This is a genomic window from Paraburkholderia sp. (assembly GCF_004298475.1).
Taxonomy (GTDB): domain Bacteria; phylum Pseudomonadota; class Gammaproteobacteria; order Burkholderiales; family Burkholderiaceae; genus Paraburkholderia; species Paraburkholderia denitrificans.
Genome location: NZ_SCRP01000012.1, coordinates 175,854 through 201,173, shown reverse-complemented (window position 1 = coordinate 201,173; position 25,320 = coordinate 175,854). Strand labels below are relative to the sequence as shown.

18 protein-coding genes are annotated in these 25,320 nt (G+C 64.0%); 8 read left to right on the top strand and 10 right to left on the bottom strand.

Going from position 1 to position 25,320, the window contains the following annotated elements; all coding sequences use genetic code 11:
- Positions 1–59: 59 nt before the first annotated feature.
- Entirely contained in the window at positions 60–1,025 is a 966-nt protein-coding gene (locus tag EPN59_RS07845) for an acetyltransferase (protein WP_293035394.1), read from the bottom strand.
- A gap of 168 nt (positions 1,026–1,193) precedes the next feature.
- On the opposite strand from EPN59_RS07845, the gene EPN59_RS07840 reads away from it, so the two are divergent.
- The gene (locus EPN59_RS07840; protein ID WP_293035393.1) at positions 1,194–2,864 is read left to right on the top strand and encodes a bifunctional aminoglycoside phosphotransferase/ATP-binding protein; all 1,671 of its coding nucleotides are present in this window, start codon (positions 1,194–1,196) and stop codon (positions 2,862–2,864) included.
- A 42-nt stretch (positions 2,865–2,906) separates the two neighbouring features.
- Here EPN59_RS07840 and EPN59_RS07835 read toward each other — a convergent pair whose 3' ends face one another.
- Complete coding sequence (locus EPN59_RS07835) at positions 2,907–4,394, bottom strand: RNA polymerase factor sigma-54 (protein WP_293045832.1); 1,488 nt, start codon at positions 4,392–4,394, stop codon at positions 2,907–2,909.
- A gap of 349 nt (positions 4,395–4,743) precedes the next feature.
- On the opposite strand from EPN59_RS07835, the gene EPN59_RS07830 reads away from it, so the two are divergent.
- The 3 genes from EPN59_RS07830 to EPN59_RS07820 all read left to right on the top strand — a co-directional run bounded on the left by EPN59_RS07830 (position 4,744) and on the right by EPN59_RS07820 (position 11,105).
- A complete protein-coding gene (locus EPN59_RS07830) occupies positions 4,744–5,109 on the top strand; it encodes a BON domain-containing protein (protein ID WP_293045829.1) in 366 nt (121 codons plus the stop codon).
- Positions 5,110–5,210: 101 nt separating this feature from the next.
- Positions 5,211–6,206, top strand: a complete 996-nt coding sequence (locus EPN59_RS07825; RefSeq protein WP_293041616.1) for a tyrosine-protein phosphatase — start codon at positions 5,211–5,213, stop codon at positions 6,204–6,206.
- Between the two features lie 174 nt (positions 6,207–6,380).
- Positions 6,381–11,105, top strand: coding sequence for a DEAD/DEAH box helicase (locus EPN59_RS07820; protein WP_293041618.1), 4,725 nt, complete (start codon positions 6,381–6,383; stop codon positions 11,103–11,105).
- An 87-nt stretch (positions 11,106–11,192) separates the two neighbouring features.
- Here the strand turns inward: EPN59_RS07820 and EPN59_RS07815 are convergent, their stop codons facing one another.
- Positions 11,193–12,653, bottom strand: a complete 1,461-nt coding sequence (locus tag EPN59_RS07815; RefSeq protein WP_293041621.1) for a M20 family metallopeptidase — start codon at positions 12,651–12,653, stop codon at positions 11,193–11,195.
- A gap of 185 nt (positions 12,654–12,838) precedes the next feature.
- On the opposite strand from EPN59_RS07815, the gene EPN59_RS07810 reads away from it, so the two are divergent.
- Positions 12,839–13,159 (top strand): superinfection immunity protein, encoded by a 321-nt coding sequence (locus tag EPN59_RS07810; RefSeq protein ID WP_293041624.1) that lies wholly within the window; start codon positions 12,839–12,841, stop codon positions 13,157–13,159.
- Positions 13,160–13,367: 208 nt separating this feature from the next.
- Positions 13,368–14,000, top strand: coding sequence for a LysE family translocator (locus EPN59_RS07805; RefSeq protein WP_293041626.1), 633 nt, complete (start codon positions 13,368–13,370; stop codon positions 13,998–14,000).
- An 80-nt stretch (positions 14,001–14,080) separates the two neighbouring features.
- Here the strand turns inward: EPN59_RS07805 and EPN59_RS07800 are convergent, their stop codons facing one another.
- The 7 genes from EPN59_RS07800 to EPN59_RS07770 form a co-directional block, all read right to left on the bottom strand.
- A complete protein-coding gene (locus EPN59_RS07800; RefSeq protein ID WP_293041629.1) occupies positions 14,081–14,377 on the bottom strand; it encodes a YodC family protein in 297 nt (98 codons plus the stop codon).
- A gap of 748 nt (positions 14,378–15,125) precedes the next feature.
- Positions 15,126–15,716 carry a carboxymuconolactone decarboxylase family protein gene (locus EPN59_RS07795; protein WP_293041632.1) on the bottom strand — a complete coding sequence of 197 codons (591 nt, stop codon included), beginning with the start codon at positions 15,714–15,716 and terminating at the stop codon, positions 15,126–15,128.
- A 27-nt stretch (positions 15,717–15,743) separates the two neighbouring features.
- Positions 15,744–17,090 carry an aspartate aminotransferase family protein gene (locus tag EPN59_RS07790; protein ID WP_293041635.1) on the bottom strand — a complete coding sequence of 449 codons (1,347 nt, stop codon included), beginning with the start codon at positions 17,088–17,090 and terminating at the stop codon, positions 15,744–15,746.
- 43 nt (positions 17,091–17,133) lie between these two features.
- Positions 17,134–18,180, bottom strand: a complete 1,047-nt coding sequence (locus EPN59_RS07785) for a C45 family peptidase (RefSeq protein ID WP_293041638.1) — start codon at positions 18,178–18,180, stop codon at positions 17,134–17,136.
- A 265-nt stretch (positions 18,181–18,445) separates the two neighbouring features.
- Positions 18,446–19,306, bottom strand: a complete 861-nt coding sequence (locus EPN59_RS07780) for a MurR/RpiR family transcriptional regulator (protein WP_293041641.1) — start codon at positions 19,304–19,306, stop codon at positions 18,446–18,448.
- Between the two features lie 129 nt (positions 19,307–19,435).
- On the bottom strand, positions 19,436–20,278 hold the full coding sequence (locus EPN59_RS07775; RefSeq protein ID WP_293041645.1) for an alpha/beta hydrolase: 843 nt from the start codon (positions 20,276–20,278) through the stop codon (positions 19,436–19,438).
- Positions 20,279–20,436: 158 nt separating this feature from the next.
- On the bottom strand, positions 20,437–20,805 hold the full coding sequence (locus tag EPN59_RS07770; RefSeq protein WP_293041648.1) for a hypothetical protein: 369 nt from the start codon (positions 20,803–20,805) through the stop codon (positions 20,437–20,439).
- A gap of 345 nt (positions 20,806–21,150) precedes the next feature.
- On the opposite strand from EPN59_RS07770, the gene EPN59_RS07765 reads away from it, so the two are divergent.
- Both EPN59_RS07765 and acnB read left to right on the top strand, forming a co-directional pair.
- The gene (locus tag EPN59_RS07765) at positions 21,151–22,323 is read left to right on the top strand and encodes a helix-turn-helix transcriptional regulator (RefSeq protein WP_293041650.1); all 1,173 of its coding nucleotides are present in this window, start codon (positions 21,151–21,153) and stop codon (positions 22,321–22,323) included.
- A 344-nt stretch (positions 22,324–22,667) separates the two neighbouring features.
- Complete coding sequence (gene acnB, locus EPN59_RS07760; protein ID WP_293041653.1) at positions 22,668–25,253, top strand: bifunctional aconitate hydratase 2/2-methylisocitrate dehydratase; 2,586 nt, start codon at positions 22,668–22,670, stop codon at positions 25,251–25,253.
- The last annotated feature ends 67 nt before the right edge of the window (positions 25,254–25,320 follow it).

Sequence of the window (25,320 nt, the reverse complement as noted above, 5' to 3'; positions counted from 1 at the left end):
GACACAGCGAGTGAATGGGAAATAGCAGCGGCGAAATAGAAGCGGTGAGGTAGAAGCGCTTAACGCGTGCGCCCGAACACGCGCGCGAATGCCGTGACGAAGGCGTCGAGCCGGCCGTGCTCGAGGCTGTTGATGCCCGCCGCGCCCACGCGGCCATTGCCGCCGGGGAATGCGCGACACAGTTCGTCGGCGCCGCGCGGGCTCGCGAGCGGCGCACGCACGCTCACGGTATAGGTGCCGTCCGTGTTGGTCGTCAGCACGGCGTGTGCGCGCGTGGGCTCGCCGGTCGCGAGCGCGTTGCCGAACACGCCGCGCACGCGCCGTGTCCACGGCGCATCGGGCAGCACGAAAACGCTGCCGTACTGCAGCGCGATCAACGGCGTAACGGTTTGCGCGAGCGCCAGATCCTCCTTGCGGCATTCCGCAAGACGCTGCACGACGGGCTCCGCAGCGATGAAATCAAACGGATCGGCGTAAGGCTTGAGCGTCTCGTACAACGTCTGCGGCGCGATGATGAGATCCTCGACGGTGTCGCCATAGGCGTTGTAGTTGATCGAGTCGCCGAGGTCGCGCAGCTGATCCGTCTGCGCCGGCGTGAGGCCCACCTGCGTGGCGAGCGTCTGCGCCGTCTCGCCCAGGTTGTCGCCGAACGCCGCCGTGATCGCCCAGGTGCGGTAGCGGCCAGCCAGATGCCGGTCGACGAGCACGCTCGTGCAGACCTGGGCAGTGGTGTCGATATGCGCGATGAGATTTACGGTTTGCGGCAGATCGCCCGCGTAGTGATGGTCGAAGTACTCGATGCGGATATCCTGGTCGAGCAGTTTCGTGAGCGCCTCACGATTCGAATCGAACGAAATATCGAGCACCGTCAGCGTATCGCCGCGATGCGCGGGCACACGCGCAACGAGTTCGGTGTCGCGCTTGACGCCCGTGATCAGCGTGGCCTCGCGCGGTCTCGCGAGCCGGAGCTGGTGCAGCGCGCAGATACCGTCTGCGTCGCCATTGAATACGTCGAAGTGCGCCATGTTCTGTCAATCTCAGTACGATAACTTTCACAGTATCGCGCACGAAAGGCCATTCGGACAAAATCTCCCCCGCATTTGACGCCGTCGGCAGGCAAGCAGACCGACAGCACACCGGCCTTGCACGATGCCGTGTATGCTCGAACGCGATAACGTCCGAGGCATCAGCCCATGTCCGACGCGCCCCATCCCACACGCTCGCAGCACCAGAGCAACCGTCTGCGCGCTGCCCGGCGCCATAGCCGCGCCATCGACGCAGCGCTGCGCCGGGCTGCAACGTATCCGCATCCGGCGGGCCGCATCGTGCGCATCGAAACACATATTTCGGTGATTTATCTGGCCGGGCGCTACGCGTACAAGATCATGAAACCCGTCGATTTCGGTTTCGTCGATTTCACCGAACTCGATGCGCGACACCGCTGCTGCGAAGCCGAGATTCGGCTCAACCGGCCCTTCTCCGGTGCGATTTACCTCGACGTGAAGCCGGTTTCGCTCGACGCGGGACGGTGCCGCCTTGGCAATGGCAGCGTGATCGATTACGCGGTACGGATGCGGCGCTTCGATCAGCGCGAGCTTTTCTCGAATCGCATCGCACATGACGAGCTTGACGACACTGACATCGATATCGCGGCGCAAAAGCTCGCCAAAAACCATTTGCATGCGCAACGGCTCACGCACGGCCCGGCGCGGGCCGGAACGGCGGCTTTACTGCGCGATCAGGTGCTGGCCGCGCTCGACCCGGTCGAGCGTGATCCCCGAACCGCAGAGACCGCTCGAACTGCGCAGCTAAGACGTTACTGCGAAGGAGAACTCGAACGCCTTGCCGCGCATCTCGATGCACGCCGTGCGCATGGCTTCGTGCGCGCGTGTCATGGCGACCTTCATCTCGACAATCTCATTCGCCACGGCAGCCAGGTGCTGATGTTCGACTGCATCGAATTCAGCGACGATCTGCGCTGGATCGACGTCACCGCCGATCTCGCCTTCCTCAGCATGGATTTGCACGCGCACGGCCACGTGCGCCACGCGAACCGCCTGCTGGCGCGCTATCTCGAAGCGACCGGCGACTTCGGCGGACTCGCTGCGCTGCCGCTTTACGTGACGTACCGGGCGCTCGTGCGGGCAATGGTCGCGCTGCTCAAGGCGGGGCCGCCGCACACGCAGGCTTCGACGCCTCGAGCCGGACCGTACACGCCCTACCTCGAACTCGCCGCCCAAACGACGCGCGCGCGCACGCCGACGCTGTTGCTGTGCCACGGCTTGTCGGGATCGGGGAAATCGGCGGCCAGTCAGGCGCTCACGGAGCACATCGGCGCAATCCGCATTTCGAGCGATATCGAACGCAAGCGCGTGCGGCCGTTCGCGCCGCCCGATTTGCAGGCGCTGCCGGCCAGCGCCTATACGCCCGAAGCCATCGCGGCGCATTACGACCGTCTGGTCGAATTGGCGAGCGCCGTGCTCGGCGCAGGCTATACCGCGCTCGTGGATGCGACGTTCCTGAAGGCCGCGTATCGCGCGCGCTTCGCGGCGCTGGCTCATCGGCTCGACGTGCCGCTCCTGATCCTTCACTTCCATGCCGATCCGGCGGTGCTCGTCGAACGCGTGAATGCGCGCGCACGCGGGCCGCGTGGTGCGTTGAATGCTTCGAATGCTTCGGATGCGGGGGAAGCGGTGCTCGCTGCGCAGATGGCGAGCGCCGATCCGCTCGATAGCGCGGAACGGCGCGTCACCGTCGATCTGGACACCGATGTGCCGATGGATGCGTTCGCAAGCACCGCGTGGTGGGCGCCGCTTTTCGAAAGAATGACGGCCATGCGGGAGACGGGGACCGCGTCCGCATAATCCGCTGGAGTCAGCGCATAACTTCCACAGCACCCCTACGCATCAAAACTGCTTGCGCATTTCCGCAGCGGGCAGCTTCATCATCTGACGATACTTCGTGACCGTGCGCCGCGCGACGCGCACGCCTTGCCGGTCCAGCTCCTGGGTGAGCACGACATCCGAGAGCGGGTCACGCGGATCTTCCGAATCGATCATCTCCTTGATGAGCGCGCGCACCGCAGCCGCCGAGCACGTGCCGCCCGTGCGTGTCTCCAGTTCGCGCGGGAAAAAGCGCTTGAATTCGAAAATGCCGCGCGGCGTCGCCATATATTTGTTGCCCGTCGCGCGCGAAACCGTCGATTCGTGCAGGCCGAGTTCATCGGCAACATCGCGCAGCAGCATCGGCCGCAGGGCAATCTCGCCGTACTGGAAGAACGCTTTCTGCCGCGCGACGATGCATTCGCCCACCCGCAGGATCGTTTCGCAGCGCTTGTGCGCATTGCGGATCAGCCAGCGCGCCTCCTGGAGTTGCTGCGCGAGCGGCGAGCGGCTCGTCTGGTCCGAGCGCGCGAACATTTCCGCGTAGAGCTTGTGGATGCGCGCACGCGGCTCGATGGCCGGATTCACGCTGACGACCCAGCGTCCGCGCACCTGGCGCACGATGACGTCGGGCACGACGTAGCCGCCGTCCGCGCGGCCGTAATACTCGCCCGGCTTCGGATCGAGATGGCGCACCAGTGTGCAGGCCGACTGCAGGGTGTGCGCATCGCAGCCAAGCTGGCGCTGCAATTCGCCGTTCTCGCGGCGCGCAAGACGTTCGAGATGCTCCGTGACGATCCGGTGCGCGAGATCGCGTTGCGGGGTGTCGCCGGGCATCGCTTCGAGTTGCAGCGCGAGACATTCGGACAGCGAGCGCGCGCCGATGCCGGGCCGGTCGAGCGTCTGCACCACGCGCAAGGCCACGCGCAGGCGGTCTTCGTCGAGCGTGTCGCCGACGCCGTCGACGTGCACAATATCTGCAAGATCCTGGCGCAGATAGCCGTCGTCATCGAGCGCTTCGATCACGAGCTGGGCCGCCACGCGATCGAGGTCGTCGAGCGGCGCGAGGCGCAGTGCATCGTGTAGTTGCTCGCGCAATGATATCGGCGTGCGCACCCACTCGGAGGCTTCGGAGTCGCCGTCATCGGGGCCGCGATGGTTCGACGCGCGCAGCGATCCGGGCACGGCCATTTCGCCGGAATACGATGCCGATTCGAGCGACATCGCACCGTCGTCCATCGCGCCATCCATGCCGTCGCTCGCCACGATCTCGACGCCCGCTTCGGGCACCGCCGCCTCGACCGTGCCGATGCCCGCCGCGCCTTGCGCAGCCTCCGCGGCTTCCCCGGTTTCCTGCGCGGGCGGGACGTATTCGAGGAACGGATTGGTGTCGAGTGCTTCGCGAAGCTCTTGCTGGAACTCCAGCGACGACAGTTGCAACAGGCGCACCGCCTGCTGCAGGCGCGGCGTCAGCGCAATTTGCTGGCGCGCGTGAAGCGCGATGGAAGGCATGGCAGTTCCATTCTTGACCGATGAGATTGAACGCACTCATGCAATACCTGTGCCAGCTTTTATAACTCTCTGACCTGAAACGAAATCGGGATTGGCGAATCCATCGTTGCGGCGTACGTGCGCGGCGATTCAGCGGACATTTTTACAATCGACCGGCAAGATTGGCGCGCTTTTTTCCACCCTCTTCCCCCCCCTTTCTCCCGGCTGTTTCAGCCCCGCCAAGCCGCGCTTTAATCCATCCGCAGCGGAATAAACCGCCGTTCGTCGCCTGCCGCAAGGCGATTTTGTGCAGCACGGCGCGGTCCTTGCGGGCAAGCGTACAGATTCCATCGGAAAAGGAGGTTCCACCATGAAACGCATCCGGATTCTACAAACCGCTACCGGTGCCGCTTGTATGATCCTGGCGCTCACGGCCGCCGCGCAGACGAGCGCATCGGAAACGCCCGCGCCCTCGGGCGCTTCCGGCATTTCCGCCACGGCGGGGAAAATCAGCCGCCACGTTGACGACGCACTCATCACGACCAAGGTGAAGGTCGATCTGCTCGCCGCGAAAACCGTGAAGTCCGAGCACATTCACGTCAAGACGCACAAGGGCGTCGTTTCGCTCACGGGCACCGTGCCGAGCGCCGAAGATCGCGATAACGCGAAGCTCGTCGCGCAGAACGTGGCGGGCGTGACCGAGGTACGGGACCATTTGAAGATCGTGGCCCGTTGAGCACCGCGTGATGCGGCGTCCCGGCGATTGCCACCAACATCCCCGTTCGTCCGCGTTCGGAAAATCACTAAATTAATTGGAGATACTAACCGGTCATATCGATGCAATCGGCAACTTGCAGCATTGCGGCTTTCTTTTTTGGAGGGTTAGCAATGCGGCATTGCCGATACGAAACACAACACGCACTGCATTCGCCGGAGCGGCGCAGGCTGATGCAGCGGACCGTTCAAGGTGCGTTTGGCGGGCTGATTCTGCCAGTGGCCGGCAGTGCGCTGTTGACAGCTTGCGGAGGAAACGACAGTACAGCGACGACCATGCCAACGGGTCCCGCGCCGGTTGCACCTACGCCGATCCTCGCTTCGGTCAACAACTTTCGCGACGTTGCAGGCGCCGACGACCACATGGCTTATCGGACCGCTAGCGGGCAGAAACTGCGCCGAGGCGTGTTTTACCGGTCTAATGCACTTGCCCTGTCCGCTGCGGACCTCACAACGATAAACACACTGGGAATCAAGGTTGTCTATGACCTGAGAACCGGCACAGAAGTTACGCAGGTGCCGGATACCGTTCCAGCCGGTGCGAAATACGTCAACGTCGATGTTCTCGGGAGCGGTAACGTGGTCCTGCCCACGCTCCAGTCGCCTGCCGACGCCGCTGCCTTTATGGAAAAAATCGAACGGCAATTCGTCACGGATGCAGGCATACGTGCACGAATCGGCGAGGTGCTCACGGGCATGGCGAACGGCGCGAACGCCCAACTTTTTCACTGCACGGCCGGAAAGGATCGCGCGGGCTGGATAGCGGCGATTCTGCTGACGCTGGCAGACGTGCCGCAAAGCGTGGTGATTCAGGATTATCTGCTGACCAATATTTATTCCGCAGCCTCTATCGAGTCGCAATACAACGCCATGATTACCGGCTATGGGCAATCCTACGCCGACAACTTCTATCCGCTGCTTGGCGTTCAGACTCGTTTCCTCCTGGCCGGTTTTAACCAGGCTGTAACGAGCTACGGTTCCATGAGCGGCTATATCACGGAAGGTCTGAACCTGAGTAGCAGCACACAGAATCTGCTGAAATCGAAATTGCTTGGGTGACGGAGCGTCTGCGCGAGCACTTTCATCCGTGTTGAACAGGCCGCGCATCGCACGGTGCGCGGCCACGTCCTGCGAGCGGCGTGGCAGGCGCCCGGCAAGCCCGCAGAAAAGCTGCGAGACTGCAACGTGTGCGCGCGCGGGAACCACGCGCGACACGTCCCTGACTGCACGCGCATGACTTCACCCTCTTCCGCTCCAGATCGCAGTGTCTTCGCTGCCGCCGACGATCCGCTCGCACGCTTTCATCCGTGCGTCGCGGGCTGGTTCAGGCGCAGCTTCGAGTCGCCGACCGCCGCCCAGCGCGCCGCCTGGCCGCTGATCGCGAGCCGCTGCGCGACGCTCGTCGCCGCGCCGACCGGCTCCGGCAAGACGCTCACGGCGTTCCTCGCCGCGCTCGACGAACTCGTTCGCGAAGGCCTCGCGAACGGCGGCGCGCTGCCCGACGCTACGCTCGTCGTCTACGTTTCGCCGCTCAAGGCGCTCTCGAACGACATCCGGCTCAACCTGGAGCGTCCGCTCGAAGGCATTGCGGACGAACTCGCACGGCTCGGCCTGCCGCCCGTCGAGATCCGCACCGCCGTGCGCACCGGCGACACGCCGCAAGCCGAGCGCGCCGCGCTGCGCAAACGCGCGCCGCACATCCTCGTGACGACGCCTGAATCGCTCTATGTGCTGCTCGGCTCGGAGTCAGGGCGACGCATGCTCGCGAGCGCGCGCAGCGTGATCGTCGACGAAATCCATGCGCTCGCAGGCAACAAGCGCGGCTGCCATCTCGCACTGAGTCTCGAACGGCTCGACGCGTTGTGCGGCCGGCGGCTCCTGCGCATCGGACTGTCGGCGACGCAAAAACCGATCGGTACGGTCGCGCGGTTTCTCGTCGGCATGGGCGCGAACGCGGATGCGCCGCCCGCCTGCGAAATCGTCGACACGGGACACGCGCGCGCACGCGATCTGGCGCTCGAGGTGCCGCCCGTGCCGCTCGAAGCGGTGATGGCCAACGACGTGTGGGAGCGCGTCTACGACCGCCTCGCCGATCTCGTCGCGCAGCACCGCACGACGCTCGTATTCGTCAACACGCGCCGCATGGCGGAGCGCGTCGCGCGGCATCTCACGGACCGGCTCGGCGCCGATGCGGTGGCCGCGCATCACGGCAGCCTCGCCCGCGAGCACCGCTTCGACGCCGAGCAGCGCCTCAAGCGCGGCGACCTGCGCGTGCTCGTGGCGACGGCGTCGCTGGAGCTGGGCATCGATATCGGCGATGTCGATCTCGTCTGCCAGATGGGCTCGCCGCGCTCGATCACGGGTTTTTTGCAGCGTGTCGGCCGCTCGGGGCACCAGGTCGGCGGCGTGCCGAAGGGACGCCTGTTCCCGACTTCGCGCGACGATCTGGTCGAATGCGCCGCGCTGCTCGATTGCGTGCGGCGCGGCGAGCTTGACCGGCTCACCGTGCCCGATGCGCCGCTCGACGTGCTGGCGCAGCAGATCGTCGCCGAAGTGGCCTGCAAAAGCTGGGACGAAGATGCGCTCTTCGCACTCGTCCGCCGCGCGACGCCCTGGGCACGGCTCGAACGCGCACAGTTCGATGCGGTTCTGCGCATGCTCGCCGAGGGCTACACGAGCCGCCACGGACCGCGCGCGGCGTATCTGCATCGCGACGCCGTCAACCGTGTACTGCGCGGACGGCGCAGTGCACGGCTCGTCGCGCTCACGTCGGGCGGCACGATTCCCGATAACGCCGACTACGCGGTGCTGCTTGAACCACAGGGCCTCCAGATCGGCACGGTCAACGAAGATTTTGCGGTCGAGAGCCTTGCGGGCGACGTGTTCCAACTCGGCAATGCGTCGTACCGCATTCTGCGCATCGAGGCGGGCCGCGTGCGTGTCGAGGACGCGCAGGGACAGCCGCCGAACATTCCGTTCTGGCTGGGCGAGGCACCGGGGCGCAGCGATGAGCTGTCGGTTGCGATCGGCCGGTTGCGCACACAGATCGAAAGTGTGCTGTGCGCAGCGGACGAAAATGCCCCGGACGCGTTGCCAGCAGAACCCGCGGAAGACATCGTGGACCGATCCACTGCCGGACGGGAACCGGGGCGGGCAGTTAGTTGCAATTCAGAGGGTGAACGTAGAAACGATCCTGAGCCCGCCACAGCCTCGATCGAACGCGTGTGCCAGTGGCTCGCCGAAGCGCTCGGAATCGAAGACGCCCCCGCACGCCAGATCGCCGAATATCTCTCTCTCGCGCGCGCCGCCCTCACCGCCTTGCCCACCCGCGAGACGCTCGTGATGGAGCGCTTCTTCGACGAATCGGGCGGCACGCAACTCGTGATCCATTCGCTCTACGGCAGCCGTATCAACCGCGCCTGGGGGCTCGCGCTACGCAAGCGCTTCTGCCGCCAGTTCAACTTCGAATTGCAGGCCGCCGCCACCGAAGACGCGATCATCCTTTCGCTCACGGGCGCGCACAGCTTCGCGCTCGACGATGTGTGGCGCTACCTGCATTCGAATACGGCCGAACATCTGCTCGTGCAGGCGCTGCTCGACGCGCCGCTCTTCGGCGTGCGCTGGCGCTGGAACGCGACGACCGCGCTCGCGCTGCCGCGCCAGACCGGCGGACACAAGACACCGCCGCAGATCCAGCGCATGCGCAGCGAGGATCTGCTCGCGGCGGTGTTTCCCGATCAGGTGGCGTGCGTCGAAAATCTCGCGGGCGAGCGTGAGATTCCGCGACATCCGCTCGTCGACCAGACGCTCGACGACTGTCTGCACGACGCTATGGACACCGAAGGCTGGCTCGCGCTGCTGCGTCGTATCGAGGCGCACGAAGTGCGGCTCGTGTCGCGCGAGCTGAACGCGCCGTCGCCCCTCGCAGCCGAAATTCTCACGGCGCGCCCTTATGCGTTCCTTGACGACGCGCCGCTCGAAGAACGCCGGACCCAGGCCGTGTTGAGCCGCCGATGGAGCGATCCCGAATCGGCGGACGATCTCGGCGCGCTCGACGTGGAGGCGATTGCGAGCGTGCGCGAAGAAGCCTGGCCGCAGGCGCGCGATATCGATGAAATGCACGACGCGCTCACCACGCTCGGCTGCATCGCCGAGCACGAAACGCAACGCGAAGCAGATTGGCCAGAGTGGCTGCACGCGCTGGCGAAGGCGGGCCGTGCAACCCGGATGGCGATTGCGGAACACGACGCACTATGGGTGAGCGCCGAACGACTCGCGTGCGTGCGCGCCATCTATCCGCAGGCCCACTGCGAACCCGCGCTCAAACCGCCGCCCGAATACGATGCGGTGTGGACCGAAGAGGCCGCGCTCATCGAGGTGGTGCGTGCGCGCCTTTCGGGCTTCGGTCCGCTGACGGTTGCGCAGGTCGCGCGGCCGCTCGCGCTGGAGGCGAGCGTTGCCGCGCTTGCGCTCACGGCGCTCGAAGCGCAGGGCACGGCAATGCGCGGCCGCTTCACGCCAGGCGAGCGCGAGGAGCAATGGTGCGAGCGCCATCTGCTCGCGCGCATTCACCGCTATACGGTGCGCAAGCTGCGGCGCGAGATCGAGCCGGTCGAGCGCCATGATTTCATGCGCTTCCTGTTCGAATGGCAGCATGTCGATGCCGCTGCACGCGGATCGGGCCGCGACGCGCTCGTCGCCGTGATCGAACAGATGGAGGGCTGGGAAGCGCCCGCACTCGCATGGGAGGACGAGATCCTGCCTGCGCGCATCGACGATTTCACGCCGATGCTGCTCGACGAACTGTGCCGTTCGGGGTGGCTCGCATGGGGCCGGTTGCCTGGGCGCGTGCTGTCGGGAACGACCGTGCGCAGCACGCCGGTCGTTCTGCTGCCCCGGCGTGAACTCGCGCGCTGGACCGCGCTGCTCGAAGCGCCCGAGACGGCAGCGCTTGGGCCGCGCGCGCGACGCGTCTACGAAACGCTGTTGCGGCACGGAGCGATGTTCTTCGACGAACTGGCCGCCGACGCACATCTGCTTGGCGTGGAACTGGAAAACGCACTGGGCGAACTGGTCGCGGCGGGACTGGTCAACGCGGACAGTTTCGCCGGACTGCGCGCGCTGGTGAAACCTGCAGCGAAGCGCAGCGCACACCACGGACGCCGACGGCCACGCGGTTTCGCGCCGCTCGTGGGCGGCATGGCCGATGCGGGACGCTGGGCCGTGCTCAGATGCATCGAACTGCCTGCCGGTCATGCGATTGAAGCACGTGGTGGCGTACCCGAAGCGAAGGACGCAGCAGCGAGGCTGCACGATGCTCCCGCTTCCGACAGCGGACGCGAAAGCGGGAGCATCACGACACACGACCTGGCGACAACGGCACGCGAACCCGCACGGCAGCGCGCTACCACGGCGCTACGCCGCACGAACACGGATCCCGAACTGATGGAGAACGTCGCGAACGTGCTGCTACGGCGTTACGGCGTGATCTGCTGGCAGTTGCTGATCCGCGAGGCGTCCTGGTTGCCGCCGTGGCGCGATCTGCTGCGCGTGCTGCATCGCATGGAGGCGCGCGGGCATCTGCGCGGCGGGCGTTTCGTCACCGGTCTCTCGGGCGAACAGTTCGCCCTGCCGGAGGCCGTCGCGCTCCTGCGCGATGTGAGGAGACGTGGTGCCGAAGAAGGCGCGCTCGTCTGCATTTCGGCGGCCGATCCGCTCAATCTGGTCGGCATATTGCTGCCCGGCGAGAAAGTGCCCGCCATGGCGGGCAATCGCGTCGTGTTCCGCGACGGCGTACCGGTTGCGACACTGATCGCCGGGCGAACCGGCTTCCTCGGCGCATTCGACGATGCCACGCGCGCGGCGTTGCAGGCGCTGCTCGCCCGGCCATGGCTTACCGGACATCGCGGCCACAGCGGGCATGACGGCCATCACACCGACGTACCGGTTGGCGGGTGACGCAGCGAAGCGTCTCTGCGTCGCTGCGGTAACAAGCGGCGCGACAGACCAGGCGTACGCCTTTCGCTCCTCGCGCCGCCAGCAGTATCAAGGTGCGGCGGCAATCACGTCCGCCACCGTCGCCGTGAGCTTCTTCGCATACGGCACATGCAGGAACTCATTCGGCCCGTGCGCGTTCGACTTCGGACCCAGCACGCCGCACACCATGAACTGCGACTTCGGAAAGCCTGCCCGCAGCACGTTCATGAGTGGAATCGTCCCGCCCTGGCCCAGATACGCGCAATCGGCGCCGTAGTGCGCGCGCGAGGCGAAGTTGAGCGCATCCGAAAGCCACGGTGCGAGTTCGGGCGCGCTCCAGCCGTTGGCTGCTCCGGCATCGGGCTTGAATGTGACCTTGGCGTTATAGGGCGGCTCGAATTCGAGCAACGCTTTCAGGTCGGCCACGGCCTTCGACGCCTCGACGAGCGGCGGCAGCCGCAGCGACAACTTGAACGCCGTGCGCGGACGCAGCACGTTGCCCGCATCCGCCAGCGCCGGCAAGCCAGCCGCGCCGGTCACGGAAAGCGACGGGCGCCACGTCGAATCGAGCAGCGCCTGCTGCGGATCGGTGGTCGTGGGCAGCACGCGTCGGCCGTCTTGCCCGCATGCCCACGGCAATGTCTTCCACACGCTTTCACCGAGAATCTTCGCCGTCGCTTCAGCCTCGCTCATGCGATTCGCGGGAATCGCGCAATGGAATCCCTTGGGCAGCAGCGTGCCGCTCGCCGCGTCTTCGAGCCGCTCGAACAACTGGCGCATCACGCGGAAGCTCGACGGCGCAATGCCGCCATACGAACCGGAATGGATGCCTTCTTCGAGCACCTCCACCTCCAGATCGCCCGACACGAGGCCGCGCAGCGACGTGGTCAGCCAGAGCTGGTCGTAATTGCCCGCGCCCGAATCGAGGCAGATCACGAGCCCGACCGCGCCGAGCCGATCTCGCAACGCATCGACATACGGCAGCAGATCGTAACTGCCCGACTCCTCGCACGTCTCGATCAGCCCGACACAGCGCGGCCGTTCAATGCCCTGCGCGTCGAGCGCTGCGAGCGCCGTGACGCTCGCGTAGATCGCATAACCATCGTCGGCGCCGCCGCGGCCATAGAGCCGCCCGTCTTCGAACTTCGGCGTCCACGGTCCAAGGTCGTTGCGCCAGCCTGCGAATTCCGGCTGCTTGTCGAGGTGACCGTACAGCACAACCGTCTCCTCGCTGCCCGGGCGCGTGGCGGGCGCTTCGAAAAAGATCACCGGCGTGCGGCCCGGCAATCGCACGATTTCGAGCTTCAGACCGCGCACCGGTTGTTGTTCGGCCCACTGAGCCGCATCCTGGACGACGCGTTCGAGATAGCCGTGCTTCGCCCACTCCGGGTCAAAAGCCGGACTTTTTGCGGGAATGGCGATGTAGTCGGTCAGGGCGGGGACGATCTCGTCGTTCCATTTGCGCTCGACGAACACGCGGAGTTCGTCGTGATCCAGTTGCCGGGTAGCCTGGGTCGAATCGGAAATCATGGTGGAGAGCCCCTGCGAAGAAAGTAGCGATGATAGCCCCGATGCCCTGCCCGCCGATATCCCTTTGGCCGTTCGGCCAGGTACGCGCTCTGCGCGTCGTCCGGTTTGGCGCGACAATGAATTACCGGTCGCCACTGGCCACACACTGGCCCGGTTCGGCACCCCCTCGTTTTCGGAGGATCGACATGGCGAGTCACTCTATCTTCGAGATCGTCGTCCTCGTGGCGGCGGTTGCGCTCTATTTCCTGCCCGCGCTGATCGCGGACCGGCGCGGGCGTCACGACCTGATGGTCCTCGCGCTCTTCAACGCCGTACTCGGCTGGACGGGTTTGGGCTGGGTGCTTGCGCTCTGCTGGGCGCTCCAGGCGAATCCGCCGAAGAATCTCGGCGCCGAAACGAAGGACCGCCAGCGCCGCGCCGGCATGGGCGTGTTTTCACGCTTGCTGTCCGAGCGCATCGCCGCACGCGCGGCGCGGATAGCCGATCACGAGCGCCCGTCGCATTAAGGCTCGACGCTGCCTCGTCTTGTCCAGACGGCCAAACTGGCCGCTTCGGGCGAGCGCGTTGTGTGCGTGCATGAAATAATCGCCACTACCTCGCCAGCAGTACAAACCGTCCCGCGTATTTACCGGCTTATTTACCTGCTTATTAGCCCGGTTACTACCTGCGCTATTAATTGTGCGGTTACGTACCCGAACGCCACCGGAGCCTGTCATGCCGCACGTCGCCCCGCTTTACGCCTTTGCCGCTGTCGCCCTCGGCATGGCGCTCACGCCCGGCCCCAACATGATCTATCTGATTTCACGTTCGATCTGCCAGGGGCGCAAGGCAGGCCTGATCTCGCTCGGCGGCGTCGCGCTCGGCTTCATGTTCTACATGCTGTGCGCGGCGTTCGGCATTACCGCACTGGTGATGGCGGTGCCGGTCGCCTACGACGCATTGCGTCTGGGCGGCGCCGTTTATCTGCTGTGGCTCGCGTGGCAAGCGCTCAGGCCGGGTGGCCGCTCTCCGTTTCAGGTGCGGCAACTCCCGCCTGACCGGCCGCGCAAGCTGTTCCTGATGGGCGTCGTAACGAACCTGCTGAATCCGAAGGTCGCGATCCTGTATCTCTCGCTGTTGCCGCAGTTCATCGATCCGCAGCACGGCAGCGTGCTCGCGCAATCGCTCGTGCTCGGCACGATCCAGATTGCGCTTTCGATCAGCGTGAATGCCACGGTGGCCATGACGGCCGGCACGATCGCCGCGTTCCTCACGGGACGCCCCGCCTGGCTCGTGATCCAGCGTTGGCTTATGGGAACGGTGCTTGCGGGCCTCGCGGTGCGAATCGCAGCCGAAGGTCAGCGCTGAGGAAACAGGGGTAGCGGCCCTGCGAAGCCGGGGCCGCAATAGTGTGGGACGTGTGGGACGGGAAATGCGCCTGAGGCGCCTCAAACACCCCGGACGCGGCTGGCCGGAGCGCGGCCGCCGGGCAGGCGCAGTTTCACTGAGGCTGCGGGAATGGAACGCGGCACGCTCTGGACCATGTCCTGCGCGAACATGTCCTGCCGCAGTTCGCCGTGTTCGTCGAACCACTGGCAGATCAGCCAGTGACCCGCGGCAAATCCCACTGGACCGGCATGCATGACGGTCATGCGCGGACCGCCGGACTTGAGGGTGACGACGTCACCAATACCCGCCTCGGCAGAATGCTCGTCGGCGGCTATGTCGATGGTCGTATCACGCATATGGTTCCCCGGAAAAAGGATAAAGGCAAACCCTGATGAGTTTAGCGATCCCCGCTCGCACGCCGCTTTGCCAGTAATGTTGTCGGAGTCTTTTTAGGTCCGCCAAGACTAACAACCTCAATTAATCAATGCAAGTTATTTTTATAAAAAAGCGCTCGTATCAGGATTTTCCATGAGATGCGAAACGCATCGAGCATTAATTTCGACACGAACTCGACACGAACTGCCAGTCGCCGGCAGACGAAGCATAACGGTTGTATCGGGCAGACGTATGACATCATAAGGCTTCGCAAGGCTTCATATGGTTTCAGGCGGCATACAACGAACGAACAGTTTCAATAACTTTCATGCCAATTATGTTGCAACGCAATATCATATATTGATACAGATATAACATGCACACGCCCGGCATAATGGCACACTCAAAAAAGCGATTGCCGAGGCTGAAAGCGATTCTTGCAGGAAGCGTCCACCGTTCGACTTACTGCATGAAGTGTTTTTTGAATAATCTTGACAACATCATTACCGCAAGCCGATTTCTCGACATAGCCTGACTATTTTTCGAAAAACGGAATTGAAATAACAGCGTCATGTAAACACGTTCAAGCCGGATTTTCCGGCAATCTGCGCTGTCTGCCGATCAACGCAAAACGCCCCGACCGGCAAAACCGGATGGGGCGTTCAGACATGCACAAAAGACCGGCCAACCCACAGCCATAACCGCGGCCGCAACCGTAATCCGGGACGATTATTCAGCGAACGGCAGCGTGCTCTGCCCCTCGGCGCGCATCTCGAACACGTTCAGCGTCATCGCGACAAACGCGTAATAACCGAGCAGACCGACCAGGTTGACCGTCACCTCACAGCCGAAGCGCGTCATCGCGCGCGCGTACGTCTCGTCGGATACCCGCTTCGCGTCGTACAACTCGGTGACGAAAGCATGGATCAGTGCATCGTCGGGATCGTCGAAGCGCGGCTCGGCGCCCGTGCGGATCTGCTGCGCGAGCGCTTCGGGCACGCCCGCCTGCAATGCAATCGGATAGTGGATGTACCACTCGGCCTGCGCCTGCCAGCGCGCCGCCGTCACAAGAATCGCGAGTTCGGAGAGCCGCAGCGGCAAGCCCGTGCGGTAGCGGCAAAACGCGCCGAGGCGCTGCGCGTGCTGGGCCAGATCCGGACTGTGAATCCAGCCGAGGAACGGCCCGTTCAGATTGCCGCGCGGACCGGCAAGGATTTCGTCGAGCACGGCCTTCTGCTCGGGCGTCGCGTGCGCGGCATCGAATGCGGGCAGCCGTGGTGGGCTCGATTGCTTGCTCGATTGCTTGCTTGATTGCGTCATCGGTTGACTCCGTGATAGCGGCACACTTCAAGCCGATCGCGCTACGCCGGTCGCGACGAGCGCGCCTTCGACGGCGTCGGCGAGGCGTTCCACGATCGTATCGATATCCTGCGCCGTGCAAATGAACGGCGGCGCGAGCAGGACATGATCGCCGTGCTTGCCGTCGACGGTGCCGCCCATCGGATACACCATCAGACCGCGCGCGAACGCTTCGCGCTTGATTGCCGCGTGCAGTTTCAGCGCAGGATCGAAGGTTGCGCGCGTTTCGCGGTCCTTGACCAGCTCGACGCCGACAAAGAGCCCGCGTCCGCGCACATCGCCGATATACGGGTGCGCCGCGTAGCGCTCACGCAGGCGCGCGCGCAATTGCTCGCCGCGCGCGAGCACGTTATCGAGCAGTTTCTCTTCGGCAATCACGCGCTGCACTTCGAGCGCCGCCGCACACGCGGTGGCGTGTCCGATGTACGTGTGGCCGTGCTGGAAATAGCCGCTGCCGCCGACGATCGTGTCATAGATGCGCTTGCTGACAAGCGTCGCGCCGATCGGCTGATAACCCGCGCCGAGACCCTTCGCGATGGTCAGCAGATCGGGCGCCACGCCGTCCTCGTCGCACGCGTACAGGTAACCGGTGCGGCCCATGCCCGACATGATCTCGTCGAGAATCAGCAGCACGCCATAGCGGTCGCACACCGCGCGGATCTTGCGGAAATATTCGCGCACCGGCGGCACGGCGCCCGCCGTTGCGCCCACAACCGTCTCTGCGATGAAGGCCGCGACCGTCTCCGCCCCGAGTTCGAGAATCTTCTGTTCGAGTTCGTCGGCAAGACGCTGCGCATAGGCTTCGTCGGTCTCGCCCTCGCGGCGTTCGCGATACGCGTAGCACGGGCTCACGTGGTGCGACTCGATCAGGATCGGCAGGAACGGCTCGCGGCGCCACGCATTGCCGCCAATCGCCAGCGCGCCCAGCGTGTTGCCGTGATAGCTCTGGCGCCGAGCGATGAAGTGGCGGCGCGCGCGTTCGCCCTTTTCGACGAAGTACTGGCGCGCGAGCTTGAGCGCGGCTTCGATCGCCTCCGAGCCGCCCGACACGAAATAGACGTGGTCGAGCCCTTCGGGCGCGGCGGCGATGAGGTGATCGGCGAGCTGCTCCGAAGCCTCGGTGGTGAAGAATGACGTATGCGCGTAGGGCAGTTGCTGCGCCTGGCGCTTGATCGCCTCGATCACGCGCGCGTTGCTGTGGCCGAGGCATGACACGGCCGCACCGCCGCTGGCGTCGATATAGCGCTTGCCCGTCGAATCGATGATTTCGATGCCGTCACCGGCCACCGCGACCGGTAGCGTCTGTCTGGGCATGCGATGAAAGACTTTGGACATGAGGTTCCCTCTTTGCGAAATGGAGCGTGACGTGCGCTAGCGTTCAGCGGCGCGAATCGGCTGCGACGAAGCGTTCGAGCACGCGTTCGCCGCCCTGCCATACGTCGAAACTCACGCCGTCCGCTGCAATGCGCAGACAGGCCGTGGCCAGCGTGTTCTCATCGTCGGGATCGTGCGGATCGTCGCGGAAGATCGGCAGTCCGTCGCCGCCGCGGTCGTGCAGGACGTCCACAAACGCGGCACCGTCCGGTTGCGCGCCATGCATGGGCAGCAATTGAGCAAGACGCGCCTGGCGATCACGCGACGAATCGGTGACGATCTGCGCCTCGCCCTCACAACCGGCGTGGATCAAGTGGTTCGCGTGGCCCGATGGTGCGCTGATCGGCTGGATCGAGCAACGCGCGGCGGTGGCTTCGACGCTATACAGGCACACACCGTGCGAGGCATCCGTACCGCCGATCGTGTGATGGAATCCGCTCGCGCGCGGCGTGTCGCGCAATAGCGCAAGCGCGTCGTCGAGCGAAGCCGCATCCAGCACGGCACGCGCAAGGATCATGCGCGGCACGCCGGGGCGCGGCTCACGGATCCGAACGTTGTTGATCGTCTGGGCAAGCCCGGTGCGCGTCGCGGCGAATGTGTGCCCCGGCAGCGAACCCGGATAGCAGAAGCTCGTGAACCCCGGCTTGCCCTCGGGCACCACCTCGACCACGAAGCAGCCGCCACGCAGAAACGGATCGCCGTCCTCGTTGTGCGCAATCACGCCCCCTTCCGGCGTGGGCCCGGCAAGCGTCGTGCAGCCGTCCGGCGCGCGATGAATCAGTTCGCCGCGGCAGTTCCAGAGGAACAGGTCTTCCGCGGGCCAGCCGAGCGCGTCGGCCATCGCGTCGAGTTCGGCCACATAGGCCGGGAAACAGTGTTCTGCCGCATCGCGCAGTTGCCGCGCGAACGTGCTGCCGCGCCAACGGCTCACGGCCCGCCAGGCGGCGCTTTGCGCCATATAGGCGTCGAAGACGGGTTTCGCAAGGACGCCGAGTTGGCGCCCAATCGCTTCCGGCGCGCCGGAGATCCGGAAAAACGGCAGTTCCTGCATGGAGGTTCTCGCTTCGTTCGGGGCCGCGCCGGGACTTTCCAATGGGAAACGTCTCGCGGCGAAGCCGCCCTGGCTCAAGCAGAAAATTTATACGTCACTCAACATATGTTGTCAATGATAGATACAAAACAACAAATGGATTTGAGGACGATGCGCCGACGCCAGCCGTTCCGTTCAACGGAACAGCCCGCGCGGAAAAACGAAAATTGCGGATTGGAAAACGGGAAAACGCGCGTGGACTATCGGAAAACAGCCCGTCGAGCGCTCACGGCACGTACGCGCCTCGGGCGTTGAGCGAGCGCTCGGTCTGTTCGAGCTGTGCGACGCCGCCCGTGCCCTCCAGCGCCAGCAGGTGTGCAACGAGCGATTCAGCCAGCGCGCTCGCCGCCACAAGCGACGGGAAGAACGACGGACTTTCGTGCGCGAAGATGAGGACTTTGTCGGCGTTCAGGGCAATCGGCGATACCGCGCTGTCCGTCATTGCAATCAGGCGGCCGCCCTTCTCCAGTGCGGCTTCGGCCACGCGCACGGCCTCGACGGAATAAGGCGCGAAGCTGACCACGATCGTCGCGCTATCGCGCTCGATGCCGAGAAGCTGCATCTCGAGTGTCCCGGCCTCGCCCGCGAGCAGCGACACCGAAGGACGAAAGAGCCGGTAGCCATAAACAAGCCCGAACGCGACCGCATAGCACGAACGGAAACCCGCTACGTTGACGTGCTTTGCCTTGCGCAACAGCCGCGCGGCCTCGATCATCGTGCGCGTGTTGTGCGCCGCAGTGGCGTCGAGGTTGTGCTGCTGCGCGGCGAGCAGATCGTGTGCGAGCGCATCCTTCGCGCTGCCCGCCACGAGCGAGCGGGCCCGGCTCGCGAGCGGCTCGGGCCGTGTGCGCACGCGCGCGACGAAGAGCGCGCGCAACTCGTTCCAGCCGGGGAAACCGAGTTGCTGCGAGAGCCGGACGAGCGACGCGGGCTGCACGCAGGCACGCTCGGCGACCTTGCGCATCGACGACACCGCCACCTCGTCTGGGTGATCGAGCAGAAACGCGGCGCCTGTCTGGAACTGTGGACTCAGTTCGGCAAAGCGTGCGCGGATGAGCGCGGCAAGCTGATCGAAGCTGTCTGGCATGCGGGCGTCATGGGGAGGTGGCGACAACAAATGTTAGCACTAGTGTTGTGAAGTGTTGCGAAGAGCGGGGGGCGGTGGTGAGTCGCAAACGATTCCTGTCCTGCCGCAAGCAATGTTGTCCCGGCATGCTCAACGTGCGAGCATCCATGCCGAGATTGCCGTGACCACGTCGCTCTCGATGCCATTGAAGCCGTGATAGGCGAACGGTTCGCATGGATCGCCTTGAGACGTGCCTCCCGACACGATCATCAGGTTAGCTCTGGACGACTGGGTCAACTGCTTCATAAGTGAATCCGTTTCGGAGGCAGGGCAATATCTGCAGCCGTCTTCCCGATGGTGCACGACGAGCACCGGAATCGTGAGGGTAGCGAGATGCATGCTCGTGACCGGATCGCCGCCCCTATCGTCCCGGAGGATGGTGGACGTCAAGACGATGCCGTCGGGACCGCCACCACCGGCCAGTGCAATGGCTATTGCTGCGACGGATTGCGTGCCGCGGCTGGTGCCGACCAGCCACACCGGCACGTGCAGTTGCGCCCTCAACCACGCGATTGCGGCACGCGCATCGTCGGCGTGTTCCCGCGTGAGTCGAAAACCGTTGAGATACGGCGACGACTGCCGATCACTCGGTGCATCGATGACCGCTACTGCAATGCCATTGTTGACGAACAACAATCGGGTGCGTACGAGAAAATTGTCTTCTCCCCATCCAAATGTTCCATACCGGTCCAACTGCAGTCCACCGTGCCCTCCGGCGTAGAGAATCGCCGCTGCTTTTGGCACTTCCGGCGTAATGAAAAGAAACCGCTGTGTGACGCCGGGACGGGTCGGAACATCGACTACTTTCGGCAGACTTTGTCCGTGAGCCGGGTGACAGTGTAGTGCCAACGCGATCATGAGAAACCAGATACACGCCCAACGTGACGGCACAACCGCAACTTTCGAGCAAAGAATTCGTTCCGGAAAACGCATGGGAGAACCCGTCCTGATAGCGGCAGCCGGTGCTGTCGTTGTACTTCGCTTTGCGCTGTCGCGGCTGACCAGAATACGGCAGCCTCTCCGGTTAGCTCCGCAACGAGGTGCGCCCCGAGCTGCGGCCGCCCGTTCTAACGTCTTCTTCCCGACGACGTTCAGTGCGACTCGACGAACTGGACGATCTCGCCGTTGTCCCGCTTGAGGTATAGATCATCGCCCTTCATGCGAACCTCGTTGCAGGAGTAAGGCATCTTGCTACCTTTACTGCAGATCTTGCCGTCCTCGGCTGTCCAGTCGCCGTGATCGGCAAATCCCTTGCTCGACTTGAAGTCGTACGCACCGCTATTGTCGTACTGGACATGCCATGTGCTGCTGTCGGCGAGCTTTATGTCGAATGTCTTGCCAGAGATATGTTGCTGAATGTCGCCTGAGGCAGGTGTTGTCGCCCCATCGGGGAACGCCATTCCCTGCGCAAAAGCAGTGGAAGCCGGGAGCAGAAGCAAGGTGATTAGCAGCTTGTTCATTTAACGCCTCCAGAGTGTCAAGGATACGATATGCGGCAGGTAGTTTGACCTGCGCATCCTGTACTCAGGAATTTAGTCGCCCGGACCACGCGGCGTCATGCCTCAATTGGGGCATAACGCGCGGGTAGTCATCAACATGCTTTCGATTCCCATTCATAGTTCAGCATAGAAGCGAGAATGAAAGGCTCGCTTTCACAATTGAATGACCTTGCTGTCGCTGCCGTGTAGCACAGCGCTGGTCGATCATGCAAACGTGGATTTTCGGTTGGATGCCGAACTGGCATCGTGAACAGGAAGCACGCACTATCCAGATGGCGCGGCGATCTATACGCGTGGGACTGGACCATGAGCCGAATCGATGCGGATACGCTTTCGACGTTGATCCATCTGATTTATGCGGCGTCGACGGATCCGGCGAAATGGCAACTATTCCTTGACCGGTTCGCAACCGTTGTCAATGCCGCCGGCACCGTGCTGTTCATGCATGACTTCGACGATTCGACAGTCGTGCGACAGGAGGGCGACGTCGCGCTGATGGAATACGTGCGCTTCGATCCCGCTTTTATCGAGTCATATTCGGCGCATTACTCGCAGTGCAATGTTTGGGCACAGGCGGAGAACCGGATGCCGGCCGGTTGCGCGATTACGTCCGAGATGCTGGTGCCATATTCGTCGTTGCTACGCAGCGAATTCTATGGCGACTGGCTGCGGCCGCAGGACCTCGCGCACGCGCTCGGCGGCGTCGTATTGAAGACAGGCAGCAAGGCGATCAAGTTCTCGGCGATCCGTTCTGCGCATGGCGGCGCGTTTGACGGCGCCGCGCTGCAGCTCTATGCGGCGCTGCTGCCGCACCTCCGCCAGGCATTCGAGATTCACAAGCAGTTTGTCGCGCTACGCTCGACGAACGCGGGGCAGACGCACGCGCTTGATGCAATGCCGATTGCCGTGTGGATGTGTGGCGCCAATTGCAAGGTGCTGTCGTCCAACCGCGCCGCGCAAGGGATGACGAACACGCAACGCGGCCTGCGAATCGACAGTCTTGGCCGACTACGCGCGCAAATGCCCGAAGACGACGCGATGCTCCAGATCGCGCTTGCGCGCGCAACCGGCTTGCACGGACGCGAGCGGCGCTTCGGCACGGCGCTTGGGCTGGGACGACTGAGTTCGGTCACGCGGATTTCGGCAATGGTAACGCCAGTGCACGAAGCGACAACCGGCATCGACGAGGAAACGGCGGCAATCGTGTTTGCGTCGGATCCGGACGACGGCCTGTGCACGCCCGAGGAATTGCTCTGCAAGATCTACGGCCTGACGCGCCATCAGGCTCGGCTTGCAGGCTGGCTGATGCGCGGCGAGGACCTGAAGGGATACGCACAAGCACACGAAGTCGCGTACGACACTGCCCGCTCGCACCTCAAGCAGGTGTTCGCAAAAACTGGCGTCAGGCGGCAGTCAGACCTGATCAGGATCCTGCTGTCGAGCGCGGCGCTGACCATCCAAACCGGCTTGCATGCGTAGGCTGGCACGAACGCAACGCGCGCGCCAACCGGCATTGATGATTTGACTTTTCCTCATCAAAGTCACGCGCTCTGCTTCCCCTGAGCGCCTCGCCCACCTTACAGGCGCCTTCGAACTCATCGAGCGCATCCCGCACCCCGCCCCCCCAGACCGCGCACGAAAAATCCTCCCCTCTCTTTACAGCCATGATTCCCAACGGTTTTATTTTCCAACTCTTATATAAGATATAAGATGTTTGACGCTACAGTGCATTGCAATTAGAATCGCGATCAAAGTAGTGCCTGGAACAGCCTCGGAGCGCCTTACAAGCCTCCCCCCTGAAACGCCAATTCAGCAGGTCCCCCATGCTTGAAAACTTTCGTGCTCACGTGGCCGCTCGCGCCGCGCTCGGTATTCCCCCCCTGCCGCTGACGGCTCAGCAGACCGCCGAGCTGGTGGAACTGTTGACCAATCCGCCCGCAGGCGAAGAGCAGACGCTGCTCGACCTGATCACCCACCGCGTGCCCGCCGGCGTGGACGAAGCCGCCCGCGTGAAGGCTGGCTTCCTGGCCGCCGTGGCCAAAGGCGAAACCGCCTGCGCGCTGATCTCGCGCACCCGCGCCACCGAACTGCTCGGCACGATGCTGGGCGGCTTCAACATCCAGCCGCTGATCGGTCTGCTGTCCGACGCCGAAGTCGGCACCGTCGCTGCCGAAGCGCTGAAGAAAACCCTGCTGATGTTCGATCAGTTCCACGACGTGCAGGAACTGGCCGACAAAGGCAACGCCAACGCGAAGGCCGTGCTGCAAAGCTGGGCCGACGCCGAATGGTTCACCAGCCGTCCGGAAGTGCCGCAAAGCCTGACCATCACCGTCTTCAAGGTGACGGGCGAAACCAACACCGACGACCTGTCGCCGGCCCCGGACGCCACCACCCGCCCGGACATCCCGATGCACGCGCTGGCGATGCTGAAGAACGCCCGTCCCGGCATCACCCCGGAAGAAGACGGCAAGCGCGGCCCGGTCAAGTTCATCGAATCGCTGAAGGAAAAGGGTCACCTGGTCGCCTACGTGGGCGACGTGGTCGGCACCGGTTCCTCGCGCAAGTCGGCCACCAACTCGGTGCTGTGGTTCACGGGTGAAGACATCCCCTTCATCCCGAACAAGCGCTTTGGCGGCGTGTGCCTCGGCGGCAAGATCGCCCCGATCTTCTACAACACGATGGAAGACGCCGGCGCCCTGCCGATCGAACTCGACGTGTCGAAGATGGAAATGGGCGACGTGGTCGAACTGCGTCCGTACGAAGGCAAGGCCCTGAAGAACGGCGAAGTGATCTCGGAGTTCCAGGTCAAGTCCGACGTGCTGTTCGACGAAGTGCGCGCTGGCGGCCGCATTCCGCTGATCATCGGCCGCGGCCTCACCGCCAAGGCACGTGAAGCGCTCGGCCTCGCGCCGTCGACGCTGTTCCGCCTGCCGCAGCAGCCGGCCGACACGGGCAAGGGCTTCTCGCTGGCCCAGAAGATGGTTGGCCGCGCGTGCGGTCTGCCGGAAGGCCAGGGCGTGCGCCCGGGCACGTACTGCGAACCGAAGATGACCTCGGTCGGCTCGCAGGACACCACGGGCCCGATGACCCGCGACGAACTCAAGGATCTGGCGTGCCTCGGCTTCTCGGCCGACCTCGTCATGCAGTCGTTCTGCCACACCGCCGCTTATCCGAAGCCCGTGGACGTGAAGACCCACCAGACCCTGCCGAACTTCATCAGCACCCGTGGCGGCGTTGCGCTGCGCCCGGGCGACGGCGTGATCCACTCGTGGCTGAACCGCATGCTGCTGCCCGACACCGTCGGCACCGGCGGCGACTCGCACACGCGCTTCCCGATCGGCATCAGCTTCCCGGCCGGTTCGGGCCTGGTCGCCTTCGCAGCCGCCACCGGCACGATGCCGCTGGACATGCCGGAATCGGTGCTGGTCCGCTTCAAGGGCAAGATGCAGCCGGGCGTGACCCTGCGTGACCTCGTCAACGCCATCCCGCTGTACGCCATCAAGCAAGGCATGCTGACCGTCGCCAAGCAAGGCAAGAAGAACATCTTCTCGGGCCGCATTCTCGAAATCGAAGGCCTGCCCGATCTGAAGGTCGAGCAAGCGTTCGAATTGTCGGATGCGTCCGCAGAGCGTTCGGCCGCCGGTTGCTCGGTGCGCCTGAACAAGGAACCGATCATCGAGTACCTCAACAGCAACATCACGCTGCTGAAGTGCATGATCGCCGACGGCTACCAGGACGCGCGCACCCTGCAGCGTCGCATCAAGGCGATGGAGCAGTGGCTGGCCAACCCGCAACTGCTCGCGCCGGATGCCGACGCCGAATACGCAGCCGTCATCGAGATCGACCTCGCCGACGTGCACGAGCCGATCGTCGCCTGCCCGAACGATCCGGACGACGTGAAGACGTTGTCGGACGTCGCCGGTGTCAAGATCGACGAAGTGTTCATCGGTTCGTGCATGACCAACATCGGTCACTTCCGCGCCGCATCGAAGCTGCTGGAAGGCAAGCGCGACATCCCGGTCAAGCTGTGGGTGGCCCCGCCGACCAAGATGGACCAGAAGCAGCTGACCGCGGAAGGCCACTACGGCGTGTTCGGCACGGCTGGTGCGCGCACCGAAATGCCGGGCTGCTCGCTGTGCATGGGCAACCAGGCACAGGTGCGCGAAGGCGCGACGGTCATGTCGACGTCGACCCGCAACTTCCCGAACCGCCTCGGCAAGAACACGAACGTGTACCTCGGCTCGGCGGAACTGGCGGCAATCTGCTCGCGTCTCGGCAAGATCCCGACCAAGGACGAGTACATGGCCGACATGGGCGTGATTAACGCCGATGGCGACAAGATCTACCAATACATGAACTTCGACCAGATCGAAGATTTCAAGCAGGTTGCCGACAAGGTGGCGATGTAAACGCGTTGTCGGGCTGCGGCGCGATGCTGTCGTTGTAACTCGCGTCGCAGTTCTCGTCGCGGTTCTC